This is a genomic window from Brevibacillus sp. HB1.3 (genome assembly GCF_013186635.1).
Lineage (GTDB): Bacteria > Bacillota > Bacilli > Brevibacillales > Brevibacillaceae > Brevibacillus > Brevibacillus brevis_D.
This window is the reverse complement of record NZ_JABMIT010000007.1, coordinates 159908-185205: the sequence shown is the minus strand read 5'-3', so window position 1 is coordinate 185205 and position 25298 is coordinate 159908. Positions and strand designations below refer to the sequence as shown.

Sequence of the window (25298 nt, the reverse complement as noted above, 5' to 3'; positions counted from 1 at the left end):
TCCCCTGTATCCTTCTGGAAAAAGAAACAGGGAAAAAAAGACAACGAGAGATGGAAAGGAGCGATTCATATGAAACGAACAGTCAAATCGTCTCTCATGGTACTAGCCTTCATGCTCTTAACGACGGCTTGCGGTCAAAAGCCAGTGGACACCCAACCTAGTCCGCAGTTACCTGATCCACTTGTGCAAACGCCACCGGAAACGAATCAGCCCATCGAATACGCGTATAAGGCACCGATGACAGGAATTGGCAGTCAAGAAAACCTGGGGAGCAAACGCCCGATCATGGTGATGATCAACAACGCTCCGCCCGCACGGCCACAAACAGGCATCAACAAAGCGGACATGATTTATGAGGTATTGTCAGAAGGGGAAATGACCCGTTTTCTTGCGATATTCCAAAGCCAAAAACCGGAAGTCATTGGACCTGTCCGCAGTATCCGCCCTTATTTTATCCAGATCGGGACTGGTTTTGATGCAGTCCTCGTCCACGCGGGAGGCAGTCCAGATGCGCTGGAAACCTTGGCGCGAAAAGACCTCAGTCATCTGGATGAAATCCCGAACGGTAAATACTTTTGGCGCGAAAAATTCCGTAAAATGCCACATAACCTGTACACCAAGCCAGAGCTCTTGGAAAAAGCGATGCAGGATAAAGGGATGCGTCAAACGGCAGAGGTGCCTCACTTCACGTTCCTGCCGGAGGATACCGAGATCAAGGAAGGCGAGCCTGCTTCACAGGTAGATCTGACTTTCCACTCATTGAATAAAGCGGCTTTTACATATGATGCCGAGCAAAAAAAATACATGCGCTTTACGGCAGGCAAGCCGCATTTGGACTTGAGCGACAAGAAGCAGTTGTCCACGACCAATCTATTGGTCATCTCTGCTAAACACCGCGTGCTGGATAAAGAAGGGCGTCTATCGGTCGATGTAATCGGGCCGGGGGACGGTTATTTGTTCCAGCAAGGAAAAGCGCGCAAGATCAAATGGAAGCGCAGCAATGGTGTCATCCGTGCCTATGAGGATGCGGCTTTGACGCAAGAAGCACCACTTTTACCTGGGAATATCTGGGTTTCTATATTGCCGAACTCACCGGGTCTGTCGAAGTCCCTCACGTTCCAGTAAGGATTAGGGGTTGCGGATGAAGGCAGTTTCTTCTAAGATAATTGGTGAAGCTTTAGTGCTTAAAAATTGTACAGTGAGAAATCGCTCGATAGACGGATATATAACAGAGGTGACAGACATGCAATTGGAAAAATTAAAAGGAAAAGGGCTCGAACAGTTGTTTGAAGCTGTTCTTTCCCTGGAAACGATGGAAGAGTGCTATCAATTTTTTGACGATCTGTGCACAGTGAACGAAATGCAGTCACTCGCACAGCGCCTGGAAGTGGCGAGAATGCTCCGCAAAGGCTTTACTTACAATCAGATTGAAGCAGAGACCGGGGCAAGTACGGCGACGATTTCCCGCGTCAAACGCTGTTTGAACTATGGAAACGATGGATACCAGATGGCACTTGAGCGGATCGGAAAATAGCTAGGAGGCAGGCAACGTTGATTGACTATCGTGGCTGGCGCCATACATTTAAACTAGACCCGGATAAAACAATCGATGACGAGGCCTTGGAGGCGATTTGCGAGTCCGGAACAGATGCGATCATTGTGGGCGGCACGTACGGTGTGACCTATGACAATACACTCGAATTGATGTCGCGATTGCGTCGTTACGCAGTACCGGCTGTCCTGGAGATTTCCTCGTTGGATGCAGTTGTGCCGGGATTTGATTCGTACTTGATCCCGCTCGTATTGAACGCTGGCGATCCAGACTGGATTTTTGCTCCGCATGTATCGGGGCTTCAAACGTTTGGTGCTTATATTCATTGGGATGAGATCATTACAGAAGGATATATCATCGCCAATCCAGAAGCGGGCGTAGCACAGCTGACAAAAGCACGTCCGATTGCGGATGCCACGCAGGCCAAAGCGTATGCGCAGGTAGCGACGAACATTTGTCGTTTGCCGATTGTCTACATGGAGTACAGCGGTACATACGGTGATCCGACAATCGTAAAGGCTGCCAAGGCAGGCGCGGGTGAAGCCCACCTCTTTTATGGCGGCGGGATTCGTAACCCGGAGCAAGCGGCAGAAATGGCTGCGATTGCAGATACGGTTGTTGTAGGGAATGTCATTTATGATGATCTCGATGCTGCGCTTTCTACTGTGAAGGCTGTAAAAGGAACCCAATACTAAAAAATGACCACCACTCCCATGAGCTGTTACAGTCTCGTTGGAAGTGGTGGTTTTATTTTTGCGTTAGTTCTTCAGTGGAAGTGCTACGCTCCAATCCATATCTTTTGCTTTGTTCACTTGTTCCTCGATCGTAAGCGTCAGCTCTTTCGGGTTAACGTCCATCTCATCTACGAGTGTACCTTTCATGATAAAATTCCCTTTTTCATCTTTTGTTGTGGAGCCCATGAAATTAAAATTGTATTCTTCTCCCTTGTCATCAGCACCCTCCCAGGAGTCTAAAAAGATCACACCTGGTGCCAAAGTTGCCTCTAGCTGTAATGTATTACGCAGCCTTTTGATTTTTTTAGAAGTGATTGGGTTTGTTTTCGTTATCTCTTCTGAAGCAAAGTTTGAGAAGGTTAGTGTGCTTCCTTCATGCTTTATCGTTACAGGAGTGGTTTTTAGTGTCTCGATGGACAGCTTTTGCTTAAAATTCGAAGGAACCTGATCGTAATTATCACCGACTCTAAAGGTTAGATTTTTATCCGTTGGCAAGGAATGAAAGCTGATGAAGTGAATATTTTTGTCATCGGTTGCACGAACGAAATATTCTCTGCTTACATTTTTGAAAAATGGATTCGGCTCTTCCCCAAATTCACTCATCAGGTCCAGAGTGCTCCAAGCTGCGAGTACAGCCCCCTTGTCGTCCACCACTTCATAAGTTAAGGATGGGGAACTACCGCTTCCTTCCGTATTCTCGATAACGAATTCAGTTTGGCCAGGTGTCACCATCACTTGCTTCAGATTAATCACTTCGCCATTGGGAGCGGTAAAATGCTCGTTAATCGGAACAATTCTCGTTTCCTTTTTTGCTTTGGAAATGTCAACAGGGATGGTCACGCTCCAATTCCCGTCAACTTTGTCCAGCTTCTTGATGCGAAGCTCGATGTTTAGTTTGTCAGGAATCTTGCTGACATCTGTAAAATATCGGCTAATCGGTCGGCTGACCATCAAGTACTCCTCTTTTTCGCCGATGCTTTCCTTCTTGTTATATTTAAGATGGTACTTATCAATTGTTTCAAGAACGTTTCCGTCCTCGTCTGTGATTTTTATTTCATAGGTTTCGTTCAGTTTATCTTCATCCCCCACTGGCAAATTCCGGAACAACTTTTCAAGCTGCTTGCCATTCTTATCCTTGAAGCCGAAAATAATCCGGACATCCCTCGTATCTGCCATAACTTCTTTTACTTCCAGCGTCATTCCGTTGTCGACGGCTTTCAAATCAAGCTTCTTGTTATATCCTCTTTCAAGTCCACGCTGGATGAGGGCGTCCTCGGACGCTTTTGCTGCAAACAAGCTACTCTCTGTCTGCTGCGGATCTGATTTTATGGTAGAGGCATACAAGTTATTTACATAAGTCGCAAAGGATGGTGAAGTCAGTGTTCCAAAATAGACGACTGCTGCCATTCCTGCTACGGCGATGGTTGCTTTTTTCACGATATCCAGACTCCTTTTCTTCCAATCCATTTTCTTCTGTATGTTTTGTCTCTCTGAGCGTTTCAGGACGTGTATAGGGTAAGGGGGCAGATTCGCCATAATGGCATGAATGACTGCTTCGGACGGTTCGTCTGTCGCCAGTGATTCTTCTGGGTCTTCCAGCTCGTCCAGCTCCTGTTTCAATCTACGCTGGCAATGACTGCAATCTTCCAAATGGGCTGCTATGACCTCTGCTTCCTCTGGCTCAAGAAGGTCGTACAAATACAAAGCAATTTGTCCTTTATCTAAGCATTTCATAGATGAAAGTCCCCCCCTTGCCCTGCATGCCCGATTGCTTCCCTCAGCTTGTCTTTTCCACGAGACAGGCGCGTCCGAACAGTACTCGACGGAATCGACAGTCGATGACTGATTTCTTCACAACTCAAAGATTCGAAGTAGCGCATTTCGAGGACGATCCGATACTTTTCTTCGACAGACATCATCCTTTGACGCAACAAGCGCTGCCCCTCCTTATTCAGGAAGGCAACCTCCGGCGTATGGCTATCCACTGGCTCTATCTCTTCATTCGAGCTGAGTGTAAGCTTGCGTTTACGTTTACGCAGCTCGTCCAGACAGTGGTTGGCAGCAATCCGGTACAACCATGCAGAAAAATCGTAGTTTGTCTTATATTCTGGTAAATGGTAATACGTCTTGATGAAAATTTCCTGCACGATATCCTGTGCATCCGGTGTATGTCCCAACATCTTGCGAAGAATGGAACTTACTTTTCCGTGGTATCTGGCAATGATCTCGGAGTAGGCGTCTTTGTTTCCTTGCAAGACCCGCCCGATGATCACTCGATCTTCCTCCATTTGTGCTCCTCCTAGGCAAAAAAGGCTCGCTGCGCAGCTTTTCCTTTTTTGATCAAACAAAAGTGATCTTGGTCAAATTTTCTTATTACATCCTAGTACTACGAATCCCAGAATGAAAGTGTCCCAAAATAAGGGGTATTTTCCAAAAAAGAATCGAGAATTCTTTCCTAAAAGAAGGAATTTTAGGATTTTTAATAGAAAATGGAAGGAAAATACTATTGCATACGAAATAAATAGTCGAATATTACCAAAATATATAAAACTTTGCTAATATTTGTAGATTTCTGTAAATTTATGAAATATAATCAACTTGTCTTTATTTTTGAATCAGAGAGAGGAGGAACTATCCATGAAAATCCAAGCGAAAAAAGTTGAAAGCGTTCGCACTACTGCAGTAGCAGCTTAATTCTCTTAAGAAGAGGGGGAATAGCACAAGAGCTATTCCCTTTTTTCATCTAAAATGAGCCGGGTTAGCGAACCTACTATTGGGAGGTGTTTTGTATGGAACGTCGTCCTTTATTTAAACCAGTGCATCCCGTCTATGAAGTGACAGAGCAGATGCTCCGCTTGGGAGAGGCTCCTGGCTATACATTCGAATTGGAAGACGAGAATGGGTCTATCCGCAAGATGATCAAACTGATGGATGGCACTCGTACTATCGGTGAAATACATACATTATTGGTTGTCGATTACCCCGAAATTACGTATGAAGAAATAGTGGAAGCAGTGGAATCACTGAGTGGTTTGGGTTTCCTAATGGATCAGGCGAAGGAAGAGGCTTCCGTTCTGACCTCGGAACAAAAGGAAAGATATAAAGCGAATATCCGCTACTTCTCCTTGTTTACCGATCTCAATCAAAGTCCAAGCGAGCTACAGGAACAGGTAAGTAGAAAAAAAGTGACGATCTTAGGGATGGGTGCCTTTGGCTCTACGCTACTGGTCAATCTGGTAGGAGCGGGTATTCAGCATATCAAGCTCGTAGATTTTGATAGAGTAGAGCTTAGCAATTTGAACAGACAAATGGTCTTTAACGAGCATGATATTGGTCGCCTGAAGGTAGAAGCGGCACGTGATTTCATCGGAAGGCTTCATTCTGAGGTATTGATTGAAACGGAGACGATGCAAATCAAGTCCGGCGAAGACGTGGAGCGGGTTATTGCGGGAAGTGACCTCGTGATGCTTGCAGCCGATCAGCCCTTTTTCTTTTTGCAGAGATGGGTGAATCATGCCTGCACCAAGCTGCAAATCCCGTTCATTGCTGGGGGATTCAACCTCATCGAAGGACAGTTCTTCATGGTAGAACCGGGTAAGACAGGCTGTATCGACTGCATGCATTTGCATCGTTCTACACAGATTGAGGACTATCCGCAGTTGATCCAAAGGCTGCTCGATACCAACTTTATTCTGCCTACCGCTACCATTGCACCCAACACCATGATGATTACAGGAATGATGGCTTCCGATGCAATCAGGTATTTGACTGGAATTGCTCCAGTACAATCGGCGGGCAAATTTATCATTTTCGATTTCAACACGTTGGAAAAGAGCGTGTTTTTTGAGTGGGAGCGAAATGAAGCTGAATGCCCGACTTGTGGAAGAGGCAGCGGAACGGAGCCGATTTTTCATATCAAGAGAAACGAAGTGCTCGCAAAGTAAGGAATCGTTCCTGTAAGAGAGGAAGGTGTTTGGCAAGTGAATATCTCGGGAGATAGCATTCTCAAGATGCACCCGCTTGCGCGTCGGGCGGAAAACGAGGAAGAGATCCTCATTGGACGAACGGATATCAGCAATTTCATTGTGCTTCCGGCCATTGGTGTCGAGATCATCGATATGTTGGATGAAGGGAGGAGTATTCATGAAGTCGCGACGATCATGGAAGAACGGTTGGGCGAACCAGTAGATGTGCTTGATTTTGCCCAGGATTTAATTGCTTCCTATCAATTTGTCTACATGGTAGATGAAGAAGTTGTCAACGAACCAGTACCGGTAGTGGATCATTTCTCTTGGATCAAGCAGGGGACGGGGCAGTTTTTCTTTAACCGTGTTGCCTTTGGTTTATACGGTCTCTTCTTTTTCACGGGTCTTTTCATTTGTTTGTTTACGGGCAAGTATATCCCGGTCTATTCCGATATTTTTGTTTCTTCTTCCGTGACGGTTTCGGTAGTGGTTTCATTCGTGGCCACTTGGGTTTTTCTGTTTTTCCATGAGATGGCTCACTTGATGGCGGCCCGATCATTGGGGATCGGCAGTCGTATCGGTCTGGGGCATCGACTTGTTTTTGCCGTAGCAGAAACGAATATGTCCAATATCGTTCTCGTTGAGCCACAGCGCAGATACAGGGCGTTTTTGGCGGGAATGTCGTGGGATGCGATGTTTATGGGAATCGGTGTGATTTTGTTGTTTGCCAATGATCAAGGCTGGCTGACGCTTTTGCCCTTCATGGAAGCATTCATTCGCATGCTGAATGTCATTCTGCTCATGGCTTTGGCCTTTCAGTTTATGGTTTTCATGCAGACCGACTTGTACTACGTGCTGGCAACCAAGTTCCAATGCTCCAATTTAATGGTGAATACACGCATGTTTTTGAAAGGGAAATTCCGTTCCTTGACGCAGGAGGAGCAGGAGGAATGGGAGTACGTAGCTGACCATGAGAAGAGAGTCATTCGCTGGTATAGCTGGGTCTACTTGATTGGATCAGTGTGGGGAATTTGGTTCTTTGTCCAGTATCAGCTGCGCATGGCGGTTGATTTCATCTGGATCATCGCCGACGACATGAAAAACGCTCCGCTTCACTCGTGGGAGTTTTGGGACGGCATCCTGTTGATCCTGTTGGTGCTAGTTCCGTTTCTCATTTTGGGCTGGTCGTGGATGAGAGCCTATCGACAACGGAGAAGCGAAAGAGAGCGGACAAAACCTTTGCAGGGCACATAACGAATTTGTGTCTTCACCTTGCCAAGCTGCCCTGTTACGCTAGGGGGAAGATAGATACCCAGGCAAAGGAAGTGCTCACATGAACCCGATGATCCAAACTATCATTCATCTGCGAAAAGAAGGGCATCTGGACGAAGCGATCCAGCTTGCCCTTCAGCTCGTCAACCAATCTCCGACTGATCCTGTCGCCCATTATCAGTGTGCTTGGTGCCACGACGCAGCCGGATTGGAGAAGGAAGCCGTTCCCTTTTACGAAAAAGCAATTGAGCTCGGACTGTCTGTCGAAGACGACCTGCAAGGGGCATTACTCGGTTTGGGCAGTACGTATCGCACGCTGGGACAATACGAGCAGGCAGCAGCTACGCTCGAGATGGGGATGCAACAGTTCCCCAGCGACCGTTCCTTTCCGATTTTTCTTTCCATGGCGTATTACAATCTCGGGAAGCATCACGAAGCCATGAATCTCCTCCTGAAAAACCTCGCAGAAACCTCAAGCGATCCTACGATTTTGGCCTATCAAAAAGCGATTCTGTTCTATGCAGATGATCTGAATAAGACATGGTAGCGTCATACTAATTCCATTTGCAGGAAAACAATCGCCTCCCGTTGTACAAGTACAACAGCGGGAGGTGCCTATGTATAAGCTGATATTGGTAGATGACGAAGAAGATGTAAGAGAAGGGGTTAGCCAAGAAATTGACTGGCATAGCCACGGGTACGAGGTGGTTGCCAAAGCAGAAAACGGCAGAGAGGCATTGGAGCTGGTAGAGAGGCTGCGACCGGACGTCGTCGTAACCGACATCAAGATGCCCTTTATGAACGGACTTCAGCTGGCGGAGTCCATCGGGCGCGATTACCCTGCCATACGCATCATTATCTTGACTGGGTTTGATGAGTTCGAGTACGCGCAAAAGGCCGTGAAGCTGCAAATTGATGAATATGTGCTCAAGCCGTTTTCCGCGAGTGAGCTGATGGAAGCGCTGGACAAGGTCAAGCGACGGATGGACGAAGAGGCGGCCCATCGGGAAAACGTTCAGCTGCTGCGCGATAGCTATCGAAAAAGCTTGCCGGTGCTGCGGGAGGTTTTTTTATCATCTTTGCTGAGTCGTCAACTCGTACAGCACGATGTTTTTTCAAAAGCCTGCGAATACGGGATTGAGCTCAGGAGTCCCGAATATCTCGTGGCGGTCATCTGTGTAGACCAGCCCAAGCAGGAGGAGCAGCAGTTGTTTCTTTTTGCTGTGAAAAATATCGCAGAAGAGCAGCTGAACGCGGGCAAACAGGCGGGTATTGTTTTTCTCCATGAAGATCAGGTTGTGCTGCTCATGCGAACAAAAGCAGACGACACGCAGCGAATCGAAGTGCGAGCACAACATATTGCAGAAGAAATCAGGCGAACGATTGAAAAATATATGAGCATTACGGTAACGATCGGAATCGGCAACGCTGTGGCAGATATAGCAGCACTCCCTTATTCGTATGAGGACGCCATGCAGGCACTTGATTACAAAAGCATCCTCGGCTGCAACAGGATGATTGTGATCAATGACGTGGAAAAGCAAGCGAGTGAACAGATACGCCTCGATGAGAGAAGGGAGCATGAATTGGTTCGGTGTATAAAAATGGGGACGAGTACGGAGCTTCGGGCCGTGATTGATGAATTGTTTGATCAGGTGGCGGGTGTTCCCGTATCGATTGAGGACTACCGAATTTATTTGTTGGAAATTATGACGACCATTTTGAAGACTGCCCATCGTGCCGAAGTTGACATGGATCAACTATTTGGCGGGCAACGTTATCTGTTGCAGGTCATGACGACTTTTACTGGTATGGAGGATGCCCGAGAACAGATCTCAGATATTTGTGAGCGCCTCATGGCGAATATCGCAAGCGGACGGCAAACGACGTACAGGCGATTGATCACACAGGCATTGGACTACACCCACGCACATTATCATTCTCCCGACATATCCATCCACAAGGTGTGCGAGCAACTGCACATCAGCCTCGGTTATTTTAGCGGTATTTTCAAGAAAGAGACGAAAACCACCTTTGTGTCCTATCTCCTGTCATTGCGCATGGAAAAGGCCAAGGAGCTTTTGCGGACGACCGATTTGAAGTCCTTTGAAATCGCGGAGAAAGTAGGATATACCGATCCCAATTACTTTAGCTTCAGCTTTCGCAAGTATACAGGCATGTCAGCTAAAGAGTACCGAAGTCAGAGCGAGCAGGAAGGTTAACCGATGAAACGATTGCTTACGGTGATCAAGGTCAAAGGCATTCAATTTATCATTACCACTTCCTTTACACTCGTGACTGTACTCGTCATGCTGTTTGTCGGGGTGATGCTGTACGGAAAATTTGCGCAGACGGCAGAGCAAAACGCCTATCTGCACACACAGCAAATCCTGGAGCAGGTGAAATACAATCTGGACAGCTACTTGAATGGGATGACGCAAATTTTCGAGCTCGTCGATGACAAGATCAGAAGAAGCAAGGGACTCACGGCTGACAAGCTGAGCGAACAGCTGGAGACAATCGTAGAAACGAGAAAGGACATCGTCTCCATCGCGGTTTTTACACGAGACGGAACGTTATTGGCCACAACTCCTTCCAAAGTACTGAGGAAAAACACTCGTTTGACGGAACAGAGCTGGTTCCAAAAGGCGATTGAGGACCCGACGAATCTGAACTTTTCGCTCCCGCATATCCAGAACTTGTTTAAAGGAGAGTACACCTGGGTCGTCTCGATGAGTCGGGAAATTCTTCTCCACGGACCTGACGGAGAAATTCCTGCCGTACTTTTAGTCGATGTGAATTTCAAAGAGATCGATGACCTATGCCAGAGAGTGGGCTTGGGGAAAAAGGGGTACGTCTACATCATCGATTTGGTCGGGAACATCGTCTACCATCCGCAGCAGCAGTTGATTTACGCCGGATTGAAAAATGAAAACCGTTCCTTGCCGCTGAAGCATTCCTACGGCAGCTATGTAGAAGAGACACAGGACGAAACGCGCTTGATTACCATCAAAACGGTCGATCAGCTAGGCTGGAAAATCATTGGGGTTTCCTACATGGACGAGATTGTGACGACCAAAAAAGAAATCAGTCGCTTCATTTTTTGGTTGCTCATCTTTGTGATTGTCATGGTGTTGTTCGTGCTGCACTATCTCTCTGCAAAAATATCTCGACCGATCAAGCTGTTGGAGCGGTCCATGGAAAAGGTGGAGCAGGGAGATTTTTCAGAGAGTGAACCGATCCGGGGAAGCCATGAGGTCGAACAGCTCTCCTTGCGTTTTCATCTGATGGTCGCGAAGGTCAGGGAATTGATGCACCAGATCATTCGGGAACAGGAAGCCAAACGAAAAAGCGAGCTGGAGGTGCTACAGGCACAGATCAATCCGCATTTTCTGTACAATACGCTGAACTCTGTGGTCAGAATGGTCGGCAACGGAAAAAACGAGGATGTCATCACCACGATTACTTCGTTGTCAAAGCTGTTTCGGATTAGTCTGAGTAGAGGCAAGAACATTATCACGGTGCGCGAAGAGCTGGAGCATGTGCGACATTATCTCATTATTCAAAAAATGAGGTACAAGCAAAAATTTGAGTACGAGATCGTGGTCGAAAATGAGGATGAGGTGCTTAACTGTCTGACGTTGAAGTTACTGCTTCAGCCGATTGTGGAAAACGCCATCTACCACGGTATTGAGCATTTGGCTGATCCGGGACAGATTCGCATATTTGCAGCACTTATCGATGGTAAGGTGTTACTTCAGGTAAGTGACAATGGTTTGGGCATGTCCCCAGATGTTCTTGCCCAAGTAAAAGCCGGCTTTTACAAAAGCGAAGAAGGCTCGGGCGTTGGAATTCTAAACGTGCAGGAACGCATCCGATTGACCTTTGGCGAACAGTACGGATTGGAAATTGCGAGCGAGCAGGAAGAGGGGACCGTTGTGCGTGTATGGATTCCGCGGCAGGTTGCAGAGGAGCGAGATCGTTTATGAGGACAGCAGCGGGGAAACGTTTTAGCATATACGGACTGGTCGTTTTGGTAGCGGTGACGCTTTTTTACTCGTGTAGTGCTTCGCTAACGAATGTGGAAGTAGACAAGAAAAAGACAGTGGCGCTGATCGTCCGTATGAAGCACGGCGATTATTGGCGAACGGTCAAGCTTGGCGCGGAGATGGCTGCTAAGGAATATGAGCGAAACCTGAATTTTTACGCACCGGACTATGAGGAGGATGCCCAGAGGCAAATGGAGCTGGTGCAGCAAGCAATCGCAGATGGCTCCGAGACAATCGTGGTGGCACCTAGTGACGAACGTGTTTTACGAGAAGCCATCAAGCTGACAAGGGAGCGGGCCATCCCGATCCTTGTACTCGACACAGTCGCAAAAGATTCAGCCGTCAAGAGCTACATTGGGACGGATAACTACGATATGGGCAGGAAGGCTTTCGAAAAAATGGTGTACCTGATTGAAAAAAAGGGACAAATCGCATTGCTCGGCACAGACCGGATAAAGGCAAATGCCAAACAAAGAGAACAGGGCGTCCTCGATTTGCTTCCACGGGAAATGCAGGTTGAACTGGTTGCCAACGAAAATGTTCCCTCGGATAAAAAGCAGATTGGTGAGTGGACGCGCGAACTGATCAGCAAGCACCCGCAGTTGAAAGGAGTGATTGCACTCGATTCCAGTACAGCGATCGGTGTGGCCGAGGAAATGGAAAACAGTGGACTGCGGGACAAAGTCAAAATCGTAGCAATCGACAGTCCACCGGAAGTACTGGAGTATTTGCAGGAAGGTATCATTTCCGCGACGATCATCCAGAAGCCGCTATCGATGGGATATCTCGGCGTCAAGTACGCGGTCGAAGCGAGCAACGGAGAAGCAGTACCCAGTCTGGTAGACACCGGAACGAAAGTAATCGATCGGGAGAATATGTTCTGGTCGGAGAATCAAAAGCTCCTCTTCCCCTTCGTTAAATAGGCCACCGAAAAACAGATGAGAATTTTGATAGAAATGCGCAGGATTTTCGATGGAACACACCCTGGAAAACGCTTACATTTGGTGTATATCAGATGTAAATATAGGAATAAAGGGGGATTATCGAATGAGAAAGCTGATTGCCACTACACTGGTGGCCGCTGTTACTCTCTCGGTAGTTGGATGCTCACAATCAGGCGGATCGCAGCCAGCAGCGTCGGGGGGAGGAGCGGCTCCTGCGGGGAATCCCAAAATCGGGGTCGCCATTTACAAGTTCGATGATACGTTCATGACGGGAGTACGCAATGCGATTTCAAAAGCAGCGGAGGGCAAGGCGGAGGTGGACATTGTAGACAGCCAAAATGCCCAGCCTACGCAAAATGACAAAGTGGATTTGTTCATTAACAAAAAGGTAAATGCCCTCGCTATCAATCCGGTGGATCGCACAGCTGCTGGCGTCCTTATCGACAAGGCGAAGCAAGCCAATATCCCTGTCGTCTTTTTCAACCGTGAGCCGATGCCAGAGGATATGCAGAAGTGGGATAAGGTCTATTACGTGGGAGCAAAAGCGGAGGAATCCGGAACGATCTCGGGGCAGCTGATCGTCGATTACTGGAAGGCAAACCCGGAAGCAGATAAAAACAAGGATGGTGTCCTCCAATACGTCATGTTAAAAGGCGAGCCAGGGCATCAGGATGCTGAGCTGCGGACGAAGTTTTCGGTGAAGGCGATTGAAGATGCAGGGATTAAAGTAGAAAAGGTCGCGGAAGATACGGCCATGTGGGATCGCGTAAAAGGGCAGGAAAAGATGGCAGCCTTCCTCGCAGCTTCCGGTGACAAGATCGAAGCTGTTCTTGCCAACAACGACGATATGGCTCTCGGGGCAATCGAAGCGCTGAAGGCATCTGGCTATTTTGCCAATGGTAAGTACATGCCCGTTGTTGGCGTGGATGCCACAGCACCTGCACTTAAGGAGCTGGAAGCGGGAACCTTGCTCGGAACGGTTCTTAACGATGCGAATAACCAAGGAAAAGCAACGCTTAGCATCGCGGCGTCTTTGGCGAAGGGTGAAACGCCAACAAAAGATTCCACTGGGTTTGACATTACGGACGGGAAGTACGTGTGGGTGCCCTACAAAAAGATCACCAAGGAGAACATGAACGACGCGAAATAAAAAGCAGGAGAGTCGGTGAAGAGACGAATCCGACTCTCCTGTTTCGGTGATGGGGATGATTTTGCGCAGAGGAGGGCATTCCATGGCCCAGCAGGAGTTTTTGTTGGAAATGAACCACATTCACAAAGAATTTCCAGGGGTCAAGGCACTCGATGATGTCACGCTTAAAGTCCGTCCGGGAACAGTCCATGCACTGATGGGCGAGAATGGAGCAGGCAAATCGACCCTGATGAAGTGTCTATTCGGAATTTATCGGCCAGATGCGGGAGAAATCGTCTTAAACAATGAGCAGGTGACGATGAGCGGCTCAAAGGACGCGCTGGCACACGGCATCTCCATGATTCATCAAGAGCTGCATCCGGTGCCCTTTCGCAATGTCATGGAAAACATATGGCTAGGACGTTTTCCGGTCAAAAGAATCGGTCCTTTTCCGTTTGTGGATGAGAAAAAAATGCTTTCGGATACGGAGAAGCTGTTTGCTGATCTGGGAATGGACCTGAATCCGCACGCTGTAGTCCGTGACTTGTCTGTATCCAAGGTACAGTCGCTTGAAATTGCCAAAGCGGTCTCCTACCGATCCAAAGTGATTATTATGGACGAACCGACGTCTTCACTGACGGGAAACGAGGTGGAGCAGCTATTTGCGATCATCCGTGAACTGAAGAGCAGAGGTGTTGCCATCATCTATATTTCCCACAAGATGGAAGAAATTTTACGGATTGCGGATGACGTGACGATCATGCGCGATGGCAAGCTCATCGGTACATGGCGGGCAGCTGAGCTGACCACAGACCTGATCATCTCCAAAATGGTCGGACGGGACCTGACGCAGCGTTTCCCGAGTCGCTCCAATACACCGGGGGAACCCATTTTGAAGGTAGAGGGATTGACCTCCCCGTTTTCCCAGTCTTTTCAGCACGTGTCGTTTGAATTGCGCAAGGGCGAAATCTTAGGCGTAGGCGGTCTAGTGGGTGCACAACGAACAGAGCTGATTGAGGCATTGTTTGGACTGCGTGCAGTGTCAGCAGGAAAAGTGTCGATCAACGGTCAGGAGGTACGGATCAAATCACCGAAGGATGCGAAGAGGTACAAAATGGCGCTCTTGACGGAGGAGCGGCGAGTCACTGGCATCATTCCTGTCTTATCGATTCTGGAAAATACAGTCATCGCAAATTTGGCCAGTTACCAAACACCTTTTCTGCTCCTCAATGAGCGCAAGCGAAGAGCAGATGTCAGCCAAAGCATCGAGATGCTCCGCGTCAAGACACCCTCTATGAAAGCAATGATCAAAAACCTGTCAGGAGGCAATCAGCAAAAGGTTCTGCTAGCGCGGTGGCTTTTGACTGATCCGGATATTTTATTGCTGGACGAACCTACGCGTGGAGTCGATGTCGGCGCCAAATACGAAATCTACACCATTATCGCGGAGCTGGCGAGTCAGGGAAAAGGAATCATCATGATTTCTTCGGAAATGCCGGAGTTGCTTGGCATGTCAGATCGAATCATGGTCATGTGCGAGGGGAAGCTCTCCGGTTTTTTGTCAGGAACAGCGGCAAACGAAGAAGAGATCATGCGGCTGGCTACCAAGCATCTAGCATGAGAAAGGAGGGGAACTAGTATGTCTTCGTTGTCTGCTAAACAGGTGCAGGGCTTTGTTACGCAAAATGCCATCTATATCGTTCTGGTTTTGTTGATAGCGGGAATTGCGATTTATGATCCCAATTTTCTTTCCATTACAACGCTTCGGGATATTTTGATGCAATCCTCCACTCGCGCCATTATTGCCTTGGGTGCTGCGTTTGTTCTTATTACAGGCGGAACGGATCTTTCTGCGGGGCGAGTGGTCGGATTGACGGCTGTCATCTCCGCCTCGATGCTGCAAACTCAAGACTATCCGCGTAGATTTTTCCCGGATTTACCCGATTTGCCGTTGCTGATCCCTATTCTCATTGCAATCGCTGCGGGCTTGCTGGTTGGCCTGATCAACGGCATCATTGTGTCTCGTTTTAGTGTGCCCCCTTTTATCGCCACGCTGGGCATGATGGTCATTGTATACGGGTTCAACTCCATCTATTTTGACAGGGAGCCTAATCAATCTCAGCCAATAGCTGGACTGCGGAGTGACTTCAATCAGCTTGGGACAGGGTACATCGGCCCGAGTGGTCCATATTCGATCCCGTATATTGTCATCATTGCGATCATGGTTGCGTTCATCGTCTGGGTGATTTTCAACAAAACACGGCTTGGTAAAAACATGTACGCCATCGGAGGCAACATGCAGGCCGCCACTGTTTCTGGGATCAACGTCGCTTTCAACCTCATGATGATCTATGCTATTGCGGGTGCCCTGTATGGACTCGGTGGTGTTTTGGAGGCAGCTCGGACAGGTGGGGCGACGAACAACTACGGTAACATGTACGAGCTGGACGCCATTGCAGCCTGTGTAGTAGGCGGAGTCTCGACGTCTGGGGGAATTGGTACCGTTCCAGGTGTGCTTGCGGGTGTCCTTATTTTTGGCGTCATCAACTACGGTCTTACGTTTATTGGAGTCAGCCCGTATTGGCAGCTCATTATCAAAGGACTCATTATTGTGGCAGCCGTTGCTTTTGACATTCGTAAATACTTGGCGAAAAAATAAGAAAACCTTTTTCGAGGCTTGTTCATGGATGAGCGACCGCGTATTGTCGGAATGTTTTCCGTAATATCGGGAGGAAATCCGAAGATGTTTACACTTTCCGATATTATAAAAAAGAGACCCCGGGTCAGCTGTCAACCAAGGCAGCTTTTCTGGGGTCTCTGATTGTTTATTTTCGCAACGGTGTGATTTTCATATACGTAAATAATCGCCAGACCCACTCAAGTGGCCCCATGCGGAAGACAGACAGCCAGAGTACGCTTACTACCATTTGCACCACGTAGATACCAAGGCAGATCAGTGTCGTTTGCAGGTAGCCGAGATTGCCAAACCAATCGAACACATAGCCTCCCACAAGGATCAATACGGTTTGTCCGACGTAGTTTGTCAAAGCCATGCGCCCATAGCTGGTCAGCGGTGAGAGGATGGTCTGGACGATTTTATTTTGTAGCAGCCGAATCAGGGTCGTCGTGTAAAAGGCAGCCATGACAAGACCAGTGGAGGTCAAGGCAATCGTGTAGTTCATCAACTGCTGGAGGGCATCTTCTGACACGGTATCGTCTACAACCAGATTCGCTCCACTCATTGCCAGATCATCTGGAGTCAGTCGGTATTGGATAAACAAGCCGATTAACGAAAGGACGAAGGTCACGCCCTGCACTTTTTTAATCACGGGTAAAAATTTCGGAATATCTTGAAAGACCCCGTATTGCCCGACAGCGAGTCCCAAAATAAATAAGGGAAGCACCAAAAGCGCTTTAAAGCCAATAGAGCAGACAAGGATAGACAGAATAAGGCCGATGATCAGATTGGTTCGCGCCTTCAATCGATAAAAAGGCAGTAAGATGAAGCCGAAGATAGCGTAGATGAAAAGTGCTTCACCAGGGTGAAACATTTTATGGACAAAGCCAAGAGCGAGTAGTGCAATCAGACGCCGAATGAACAAAACGGTGCTATTGGCCCCTTTTTCTTTTGCTCGACTGATGAAAATATAGAAGCCTACGCCAAACAAGAACGAGAAGATCACGAAGAAGCGAGATTCCACAAAGAAATTGAAAAACTGGAACAGCCAGTGGTCTACACTTCCTATCTCAGGTGTTTGCGCATATAGCAATGCCACGATGTTGACGAGGAGAATGCCCATTAAGGCGAAGCCCCGTACGGTATCTACTGTATCAATTCGTTGGTTCAACGTAGGTGCGTTTTCTTTCAATCTCATCACTTCTTTCTCTTGTTGTTCGTCGCCCGATCACGCACCTCTCCTATCCTAGCTCAACCGGGGATGGAGGGAAATGGCATTTGCTTACGTCTTGCTTACAAAAGTGTAAGAAGTGAAGGGATCTCCTGTATTCGACCGCAACTTCATCTCAAATTCCTGCGTCTATTGTAATAATCAGGAAGTTGGGGTGCGCAATGAAACCAATCGCACGGGGAAAGTGGCGTCTGGCAGCGGGCATGGCCTATTTTCGTTGGAAAAGGTATGTACAATGGACATTTAGTCGAACGAGGTTCGCTCATGAGAAAAGAAGCGAATGGTTGCGCTATGTCCATTATTCTCATCAAACCATTTTGTTACGCCCATTACAGAACGTGGAGATGTGGATGCAGCATAACAAAGTGATCAATTTGCGACTGGCCATTGCACGACTGAACGGATTGATCATCCATCCGGGGGAAACCTTTTCGTATTGGAAGCAGATTGGCAAGCCGACCCGTAGCAAAGGCTATGTAGAGGGGATGCTGCTCTCGCAGGGACGTGTCACGGCCGGAGTTGGCGGAGGGCTTTGTCAGCTCTCGAATCTGCTGTACTGGATGACCCTGCATACACCGTTGACAGTGACGGAACGACATCGTCATAGCTTCGATGTTTTTCCTGACTCGAATCGGACACAGCCGTTCGGAAGTGGAGCGACTTGTTTCTATAACTATCTGGATTTGCAAATCGCCAACCGGACGCAACAGCCCTTTCAACTGCATGTCTACCTGACCGATACACATTTGGTAGGGGAATGGCGTTCCGACATGCCACCGACACGGACGTATGTCATTATCGAGAAAGAACATGAGATCCTTCCTTCGATTTGGGGAGGGTATGAACGGAAAAATGAATTGTATCGAGATGTCTACACGCTGGAAGGAGAACGGGTGGAGCAAGAATGGCTGACGGAGAATCGAGCTTATTTGATGTACGAGCCATTGCTACCGAAAGGATGATGTTTCCTGTTCGGGATACGAACTGGAACTCCACTGCGATCTGTGCGAAAATAGGAACATATGCTTTCGTCTAGGGAACGTGGAAAGGTGGATTTATACATATGTCTTTTGCAGATCGTATCACAGCAGGACTGAACCCTGAGCAGCGGGAAGCAGTCCTTACAACAGAAGGTCCCGTCTTGATTTTGGCCGGTGCGGGTAGTGGCAAGACTAAGGTACTGACACAGCGTATCGCATACCTGATCAGTGCCAAACAAGTAGCGCCTTGGAGCATTTTGGCGATCACCTTCACCAACAAAGCAGCGCGGGAGATGCAAAACCGTGTGGCTGCCATTATTGGCGGAGCGGCAGCGCAGGATGCATGGCTGTCGACGTTTCACTCCTTGTGTGTGCGGATTTTGCGCAGGGATATCGACCGACTCGGCATCAATCGCAGCTTTTCCATTTTGGATGCGGGTGACCAGTTATCTGTCGTCAAGCAATGTTTAAAAGAGTTGAACATCGATCCGAAGCAGTATGAGCCGCGTTCGATTTTGGCTGCGATCAGCGGAGCGAAAAACGAGCTGACCGATCCAGAAACCTATACGCGTCTTGCGGGCGATCCATTTGCACAAGTGGCAGCAAAGGTTTACACGGCCTATCAGAAAAAGCTGAGAAACAATCAATCGCTGGACTTCGACGATCTGATCATGACGACAGTTCGTCTGTTTAAAGAAGTGCCGGAAGTATTGGAGTTTTATCAAAAGAAATTCCGCTATATACACGTTGACGAGTATCAGGATACAAACCGGGCGCAATACCTTTTGATTTCCATGCTGGCAGACAAGCATCGAAATGTTTGCTGCGTGGGGGATGCTGACCAAAGTATTTATAAATGGCGCGGTGCCGATATCTCGATCATTTTAAACTTTGAAAAAGACTATCCCGAAGCCAAGCTCATCAAGCTCGAGCAAAACTATCGCTCCACCAAAACGATTTTGCAGGCAGCGAACCAGGTCATTGCCAACAACAAGCTGCGCAAGGAAAAGAAACTCTGGACCGAGAATCCTGGCGGTGACAAGATCATGTGCTTCCAAGGTGATTCCGAGCACGATGAGGCGTACTTTATCGTCGATACGATTCGCAAGCAGATGGCACAGTACAAGAGCTACGACAAATTCGCGATCCTGTATCGGACGAATGCACAGTCTCGTGTGGTCGAGGAAGTTTTCATCAAATCGAACATGCCGTACACCATCGTCGGCGGAACCAAGTTCTACGATCGCAAAGAGATCAAGGACATCTTGGCTTATTTGCGTCTCATCTCCAATCCGGATGACGATATCAGCTTGCAGCGCATCATTAACGTACCGAAGCGAAATATTGGGGATACGACGGTAGACAAGCTACAAGCGTATGCGAACGCAAATGGTCAATCCCTTTTCCAAGCGATTCAGGAGACTGCTTACATGGGGCTGCCTTCACGCACGACGAATGCGATCCTGTCCTTTAATGATCTCATCTCGAATTTGATGCAAATGACTGATTACTTGAGTGTCACTGAGCTGGTGGAAGAAGTGCTGAAGCGCTCTGGATACCGCGATTCTTTAAAAGAAGAGAAAACGCTGGAAGCACAGGCTCGTCTGGAGAATATCGAGGAGTTCCTGTCTGTAACTCAGGAGTTCGAGCGCAAAAATGAAGACAAGAGCTTGCTTGCGTTCCTGACAGACCTCGCGCTGGTAGCAGACATTGATTCCTTGGGAGATGACGGTGCCCAGGAGGAAGTATCGGCAGAGGGACAGGTTGTATTAATGACCTTGCACAGTGCTAAGGGACTGGAGTTCCCTGTGGTGTTTCTGGTAGGTTGCGAGGAAGGTGTCTTCCCGCATAGCCGCTCTTTGTTTGACGATGCCGAGATGGAGGAAGAACGCCGTCTGGCTTACGTGGGAATTACACGGGCAGAGGAACGTCTGTACATGACATGTGCCCGTATGCGGACGTTGTTTGGACGGACGAATGTGAATGCGCCGTCTCGCTTCCTGCAAGAAATTCCGGCTGAGCTGTTGGAAGGAAATCCAGCGACAGCGGACCGAGGCTTCTCCGGCGGTGGACGCAGTAGTGCATTTGGACAGCGGGATGGCAGTGCATTCGGACGTGACACGGGAGCGAGACCGTTTGGAGCGTCCTCCTCACAATCAAGCTCTGCTCCGAAATTTGGCAGTGCTCAGCGAACCCCAAGCAGCACACCTGCTACCTTTACCCGTCCGGCGGGTGAAAAACTGCCTGGACATGGTCAAGGAGCAGGCGTTGACTGGAAGGTTGGCGACAGAGTAGCACATGGCAAATGGGGCAACGGTACGGTCGTCAAAGTAAAAGGAACAGGGGACGACATGGAGCTCGACATTGCTTTCCCAAGCCCGACTGGCATTAAAAAGCTTTTAGCGAAGTTCGCCCCTATTCAAAAAGGATAATGTGCAAATGCAAATACAGGCCAATCGCAAATAGGTAGTTCAAAAAGTCGTCTTTTGATCACGAAGCAATCCGGGAAGCTTATTCGCGTCGATAATGGCGTTCACCTTCGAAGTCCGGTGCTCATGTAGGTACCTACACTCCGCTCCTCCTTCGTGCGGTTCTCGCCACTATCTCGGTGCTGAAAAGCCAACTTTTTGAACAGGTATGAGTATGAAAGGATGAACGAAATGGATCGATTGACGGCGGAAACAAAAATTAAAGAATTAGCGAAACGAATTGAGCGACATAATCGTCTTTACCATGAAGAGGATCGACCTGAGATTTCTGACCAGGAATACGATCAATTGATGCGGGAGCTAAGGGAGCTTGAAACCAGCTTCCCTGATTTGCAGTCACCTGATTCTCCTTCCTTGCGTGTAGGGGGAGAACCGCTGCCCTTTTTTGAAAAGGTCGTTCATAAGACACCGATGCTCAGTCTCGGCAACGCCTTTAATGAGGAGGACATCAGGGATTTTGACCGCCGGGTTCGTCAGGCCGTTGGCAGTCAGGCTGTCCGATATGTAGCTGAACTGAAGATTGATGGTCTGGCCGTGTCGCTTCATTATGAAAATGGGTTGTTCGTCCGCGGGGCTACTCGTGGAGACGGAACAACAGGCGAAGACATCACACAAAACCTGAAAACGATTCGTTCCATTCCCTTGCGGCTGACGAAGCCGTTAACCCTTGAGGTTCGCGGTGAGGCTTACATGTCCAAGGGAGCATTTGAAAAGCTGAACAAAGAACGCGAGGAGCGTGGAGAAGCGTTATTTGCCAACCCGCGCAATTCCGCAGCAGGCTCGCTCCGTCAGCTTGATCCAAAAATAGCTGCATCCCGTCAACTCGATACGTTTATTTACGGCATTGGCGATTTGCAAGGGGAGACAGTGGAATCGCACAGTGAAGGGCTGGATTTGCTGGAGACGCTCGGCTTCATGGTGAATCAGGAGCGACGTGTATTTGACGACGTCGATGAACTGCTCGCTTTTATTGCGGGCTGGACAGAGAAGCGTCCTCATTTGCCTTATGAAATCGACGGCATGGTGATCAAGGTCGACAGTTACGCTCAGCAGGAGGAGCTTGGTTTTACTGCGAAAAGTCCGCGTTGGGCCATCGCATACAAGTTCCCTGCCGAAGAAGCGGTTACGATTCTCGAAGGGATTGAAGTATCTGTGGGGCGTACAGGGAATGTCACCCCGACTGCTCTATTGAAGCCAGTTAGCTTGGCAGGTACGACCGTGAAGCGCGCTTCCTTGCACAACGAAGACATTATTCGGGAAAAAGGCCTCCTTATCGGCGATCATGTTGTCGTCAAAAAAGCGGGGGACATTATCCCGGAAATTATCGCAGTCTTACCAGAGCGTCGTACTGGAAATGAAGTGCCATTTGCTATGCCAACGCATTGTCCTGAATGCGGGAGTGAGCTGGTACGCTTGGAGGAAGAAGTGGCTCTGCGCTGCATTAATCCAATGTGTCCGGCCCTAATCCGTGAAGGCATGATTCATTTCGTGTCTCGTACGGCAATGAACATTGACGGCTTGGGAGAAAAGGTCGTGGCCCAGCTGTATCGCGACGGTATCATCCACAGTGTCGCTGACTTGTATTATTTGCACCAGCAGCGCGATGCTCTATTGGGTATGGAGCGCATGGGTGAAAAGTCCGTAGATAATTTGCTTGCGGCTATTGAAGCGAGCAAGGAGAACTCACTCGAGCGCGTCTTGTTCGGTCTTGGTATTCGCTTGGTCGGAGCCAAGGCGGCACGTGTTCTTGCGGAGCATTTTGGCAATATCGATACCATTATGCAGGCTTCTGAAGAAGAGATTACACAAATCGATGAGATCGGGCCGAAAATGGCGGCGAGTCTCGTGAACTACTTCGCACAGCCGCAGGCTCAGGCAGTTATTGAGAGACTGCGAGCGGCCGGAGTAAACATGGAGTACAAAGGAATCCGCATTGAGAGTGGCGCAGACCTCCCATTCTCAGGCAAAACAATCGTTTTGACTGGTACCTTGACGCAAATGTCGCGGCAGGAGGCAGAGGAAGCGATTGCGCGCTTGGGTGGCAAGGTAACAGGCAGCGTCAGCAAAAAGACAGACCTGGTGATTGCAGGTGAAAAAGCCGGCTCCAAGCTGGAGAAGGCAGAAAAACTAGGCGTGGCTGTTATGGACGAAGCAGGCTTCCTGCAAGTATTGGAGAGCAACGCCTAAGAAAACGGTGGCGACAAGGGATGAGTAAGGGAAGGGACGTGAAGAGCATGAATAGCTTCCTGAAATGGGGAATCGGTGTAATAGCCATGCTGCAATTGGTTGGCTGTGGAAATAACAGCAGTACTGGCAGTAAAGAAATCAATGCGAATCCTCCAACAGTTACAGCTGCTGCTCTACAAGGGAACTTGACCTATCAGGACGTATTGGAACTGGGCGCAACCATGAACAATCTAATGATGACCGATGATGCCCGTCAAATATGGGTTGGTACGAATGCAGGGTTGTATAGCTCAACTGGCGGTGGAATGTGGGGATCTCTCTCGACAGATTTAGATCAGTACGCGATCGAAGGTTGGTTTGTGGACCCGAATGATCCGAAGCAAATATTTGTCGGCGGAATTGATGGGGTTCTTCATTCAACAGATGGTGGTAAAAAGTGGACTTCAGTCAACAAGGGTTTGCCAGAACCAGCGAATATCACCAGCTTTGTGGGGAATCGCCAAGGAGACAAAGTACGTCTGTTTGCCTTTGTCTCGGGTGAAGGCATTTATCAATCGACGGACGGGGCCCAATCTTGGAGTCTGTGGCAGCCGATGGACCAGGAAGTATTTGCCATGGACTTTGATCCCGAACAAGACCGACTCTATGTAGCGGCCCAATTCAGCTTGCTCTATAATGAAGAGGGGCAGTGGAAGACAGAGGAGATTCCCGGAGCACAGCAGATCTATTCGCTCGCCATTAACAGACGAACTGGTACTCTCGCTGTCGCAACCGAAAAAGGTATTTATGAGAAAATCAAGGGCGAATGGCGGTTGCTGGATGCTCGTTCACCAGAAAAGTTGATTGTCATTGCTTCAGGTGGCGAGGATACAAAATGGGTGGGAATTGGCGAATCGGCATTGATCTACAAGCTAGAAGACAAGCGATGGATCAAGTGGAACGAATGATTTGTACATCGCCCACCTTTGGATACGAAAAGGAGTAATCTATGAAAGTGAAGTTTTTGACAGGATGCAGGTTCTTGACAGCTGTACTTCTTGTGACGGCATTGACTGGCTGCTCGCTGATACCTGGAGGCAAGGACAAAGCTCCTGAGCCTACTACACCGTCCTTGTCGGAGGTAGTGGAAGTATCCGAGGATTACTACGGAAGCATTACCCCGTACAAGCAAAACCAGACACGAGGAATGCTTGCTGATACGAAATATCGCGTCGATTTCAGTCACCTTGAATTAGGCTTGATGGAGTTTGCTCGGGAGACATACCCGACGTCCGATTATTATTTCCAAGAAGGTCAAGTGATAAAAAAAGAGCAAGTTACCCAGTGGATTGCACAAGAAAAGACGGCTGGGGCCAACGGGAAAAAGAAAAACGGAATTCTCGTGCACGTATTGGAGCATGATTACCTGAGCAAGAAGGATAAGAGCCTAGCTGGCATGGTGTTGGGCTTGTCTCTTTCGCCGAATTATCAGGATGCAACCGGTCAGGACAAGGTGTACACGGCACAAGAACTACAAGCAAAAGGTCAGCAGGTTGCAGCTCGTATCGTGCAGTCAGTACGTGCAACCAGCCCGGAAGTTCCGATCCTGATTTTGATGTATCAAGTACCGGAAGTGAATTCTACTCTGGTGCCGGGGCACTTCATCATGTCAGGTACAGTAGGGGCGAATGAAGCAACGATATCCAAGTGGCTGCCGATCGAAGAGGAATATTTCCTGTTCCCGAGTTCAGAGGTTGAGCAGAAATACCCAGAGCAGTCGTTGCAGTACGACAAGCTTATGCGCCAATCCAAGGGCTATTTCCCTGAATATATCGGGATGACTGGTCTGGGACGTTTCATGGACGGCAAGCTCACTGAGATTACGATTACCGTCACTGCGGAGTATGACTCCAGAACAGAGGCATTGCAGTTTACACAATTTGCAGCAGGAAGCATCAATCAGCTCTTCGACAAAAGCGTTCACGTCAATCTGTATGTACAGTCGATGAACAAACCATTGTCGATCTACATTCGACCGACAAGTGGAGAGCCGTATATGCATATTTACAGACAATAAGGAAAAGCATAAAACACCCGAATGATCTCTTGA

General features: G+C 48.4%; 20 protein-coding genes. 17 read left to right on the top strand and 3 right to left on the bottom strand.

Translation table 11 applies throughout. The features are described from left to right. The first annotated feature begins 69 nt into the window (after positions 1 to 69). From HPY31_RS17910 to pcrB, 3 genes are all read left to right on the top strand, one after another. A complete protein-coding gene (locus tag HPY31_RS17910; protein WP_172141817.1) occupies positions 70 to 1125 on the top strand; it encodes a DUF3048 domain-containing protein in 1056 nt (351 codons plus the stop codon). A gap of 118 nt (positions 1126 to 1243) precedes the next feature. Continuing rightward, a complete protein-coding gene (locus HPY31_RS17905) occupies positions 1244 to 1534 on the top strand; it encodes a YerC/YecD family TrpR-related protein (RefSeq protein ID WP_007717484.1) in 291 nt (96 codons plus the stop codon). 17 nt (positions 1535 to 1551) lie between these two features. Beyond that, positions 1552 to 2247, top strand: coding sequence for a heptaprenylglyceryl phosphate synthase (gene pcrB / locus HPY31_RS17900; RefSeq protein WP_172141816.1), 696 nt, complete (start codon positions 1552 to 1554; stop codon positions 2245 to 2247). Between the two features lie 63 nt (positions 2248 to 2310). Here pcrB and HPY31_RS17895 read toward each other — a convergent pair whose 3' ends face one another. After that, on the bottom strand, positions 2311 to 4020 hold the full coding sequence (locus HPY31_RS17895) for a DUF4179 domain-containing protein (protein ID WP_172141815.1): 1710 nt from the start codon (positions 4018 to 4020) through the stop codon (positions 2311 to 2313). Further along, a complete protein-coding gene (locus tag HPY31_RS17890) occupies positions 4017 to 4574 on the bottom strand; it encodes an RNA polymerase sigma factor (protein ID WP_172141814.1) in 558 nt (185 codons plus the stop codon). The genes HPY31_RS17895 and HPY31_RS17890 overlap by 4 nt, the downstream gene beginning before the upstream one ends. 501 nt (positions 4575 to 5075) lie before the next feature. On the opposite strand from HPY31_RS17890, the gene HPY31_RS17885 reads away from it, so the two are divergent. The 9 genes from HPY31_RS17885 (at position 5076) to mglC (ending at position 16304) form a co-directional block, all read left to right on the top strand. Then, positions 5076 to 6230 carry a HesA/MoeB/ThiF family protein gene (locus tag HPY31_RS17885; protein ID WP_172141813.1) on the top strand — a complete coding sequence of 385 codons (1155 nt, stop codon included), beginning with the start codon at positions 5076 to 5078 and terminating at the stop codon, positions 6228 to 6230. Positions 6231 to 6266: 36 nt separating this feature from the next. Then, positions 6267 to 7505: a PqqD family protein gene (locus tag HPY31_RS17880; RefSeq protein WP_172141812.1), complete on the top strand. Its 1239-nt coding sequence runs from the start codon at positions 6267 to 6269 to the stop codon at positions 7503 to 7505. Between the two features lie 79 nt (positions 7506 to 7584). Then, on the top strand, positions 7585 to 8070 hold the full coding sequence (locus HPY31_RS17875; RefSeq protein ID WP_172141811.1) for a tetratricopeptide repeat protein: 486 nt from the start codon (positions 7585 to 7587) through the stop codon (positions 8068 to 8070). Positions 8071 to 8140: 70 nt separating this feature from the next. Further along, positions 8141 to 9745 (top strand): response regulator, encoded by a 1605-nt coding sequence (locus tag HPY31_RS17870; RefSeq protein WP_172141810.1) that lies wholly within the window; start codon positions 8141 to 8143, stop codon positions 9743 to 9745. Positions 9746 to 9748: 3 nt separating this feature from the next. Further along, positions 9749 to 11512 carry a cache domain-containing sensor histidine kinase gene (locus HPY31_RS17865; protein ID WP_172141809.1) on the top strand — a complete coding sequence of 588 codons (1764 nt, stop codon included), beginning with the start codon at positions 9749 to 9751 and terminating at the stop codon, positions 11510 to 11512. Beyond that, positions 11509 to 12495, top strand: coding sequence for a substrate-binding domain-containing protein (locus tag HPY31_RS17860; protein ID WP_172141808.1), 987 nt, complete (start codon positions 11509 to 11511; stop codon positions 12493 to 12495). The genes HPY31_RS17865 and HPY31_RS17860 overlap by 4 nt, the downstream gene beginning before the upstream one ends. A gap of 124 nt (positions 12496 to 12619) precedes the next feature. Next, complete coding sequence (locus HPY31_RS17855; protein ID WP_056494866.1) at positions 12620 to 13666, top strand: galactose ABC transporter substrate-binding protein; 1047 nt, start codon at positions 12620 to 12622, stop codon at positions 13664 to 13666. A gap of 82 nt (positions 13667 to 13748) precedes the next feature. Then, on the top strand, positions 13749 to 15266 hold the full coding sequence (locus HPY31_RS17850) for a sugar ABC transporter ATP-binding protein (RefSeq protein WP_172141807.1): 1518 nt from the start codon (positions 13749 to 13751) through the stop codon (positions 15264 to 15266). Positions 15267 to 15284: 18 nt separating this feature from the next. Beyond that, positions 15285 to 16304, top strand: coding sequence for a galactose/methyl galactoside ABC transporter permease MglC (gene mglC, locus HPY31_RS17845; RefSeq protein WP_016741215.1), 1020 nt, complete (start codon positions 15285 to 15287; stop codon positions 16302 to 16304). Positions 16305 to 16470: 166 nt separating this feature from the next. Here the strand turns inward: mglC and HPY31_RS17840 are convergent, their stop codons facing one another. Further along, entirely contained in the window at positions 16471 to 17520 is a 1050-nt protein-coding gene (locus tag HPY31_RS17840; protein ID WP_172141908.1) for a DUF418 domain-containing protein, read from the bottom strand. Between the two features lie 194 nt (positions 17521 to 17714). Between HPY31_RS17840 and HPY31_RS17835 the strand changes: the two genes are divergently transcribed. From HPY31_RS17835 to HPY31_RS17815, 5 genes are all read left to right on the top strand, one after another. Further along, positions 17715 to 18515 carry a VanW family protein gene (locus HPY31_RS17835; protein WP_172141806.1) on the top strand — a complete coding sequence of 267 codons (801 nt, stop codon included), beginning with the start codon at positions 17715 to 17717 and terminating at the stop codon, positions 18513 to 18515. Positions 18516 to 18616: 101 nt separating this feature from the next. Continuing rightward, the gene (gene pcrA / locus HPY31_RS17830) at positions 18617 to 20965 is read left to right on the top strand and encodes a DNA helicase PcrA (RefSeq protein ID WP_172141805.1); all 2349 of its coding nucleotides are present in this window, start codon (positions 18617 to 18619) and stop codon (positions 20963 to 20965) included. 228 nt (positions 20966 to 21193) lie between these two features. Continuing rightward, the gene (gene ligA / locus HPY31_RS17825) at positions 21194 to 23209 is read left to right on the top strand and encodes an NAD-dependent DNA ligase LigA (protein ID WP_172141804.1); all 2016 of its coding nucleotides are present in this window, start codon (positions 21194 to 21196) and stop codon (positions 23207 to 23209) included. A gap of 47 nt (positions 23210 to 23256) precedes the next feature. Then, a complete protein-coding gene (locus HPY31_RS17820) occupies positions 23257 to 24156 on the top strand; it encodes a WD40/YVTN/BNR-like repeat-containing protein (protein ID WP_253901863.1) in 900 nt (299 codons plus the stop codon). A 41-nt stretch (positions 24157 to 24197) separates the two neighbouring features. Further along, positions 24198 to 25265 carry a CamS family sex pheromone protein gene (locus HPY31_RS17815; RefSeq protein ID WP_172141802.1) on the top strand — a complete coding sequence of 356 codons (1068 nt, stop codon included), beginning with the start codon at positions 24198 to 24200 and terminating at the stop codon, positions 25263 to 25265. Positions 25266 to 25298 lie beyond the last annotated feature (33 nt).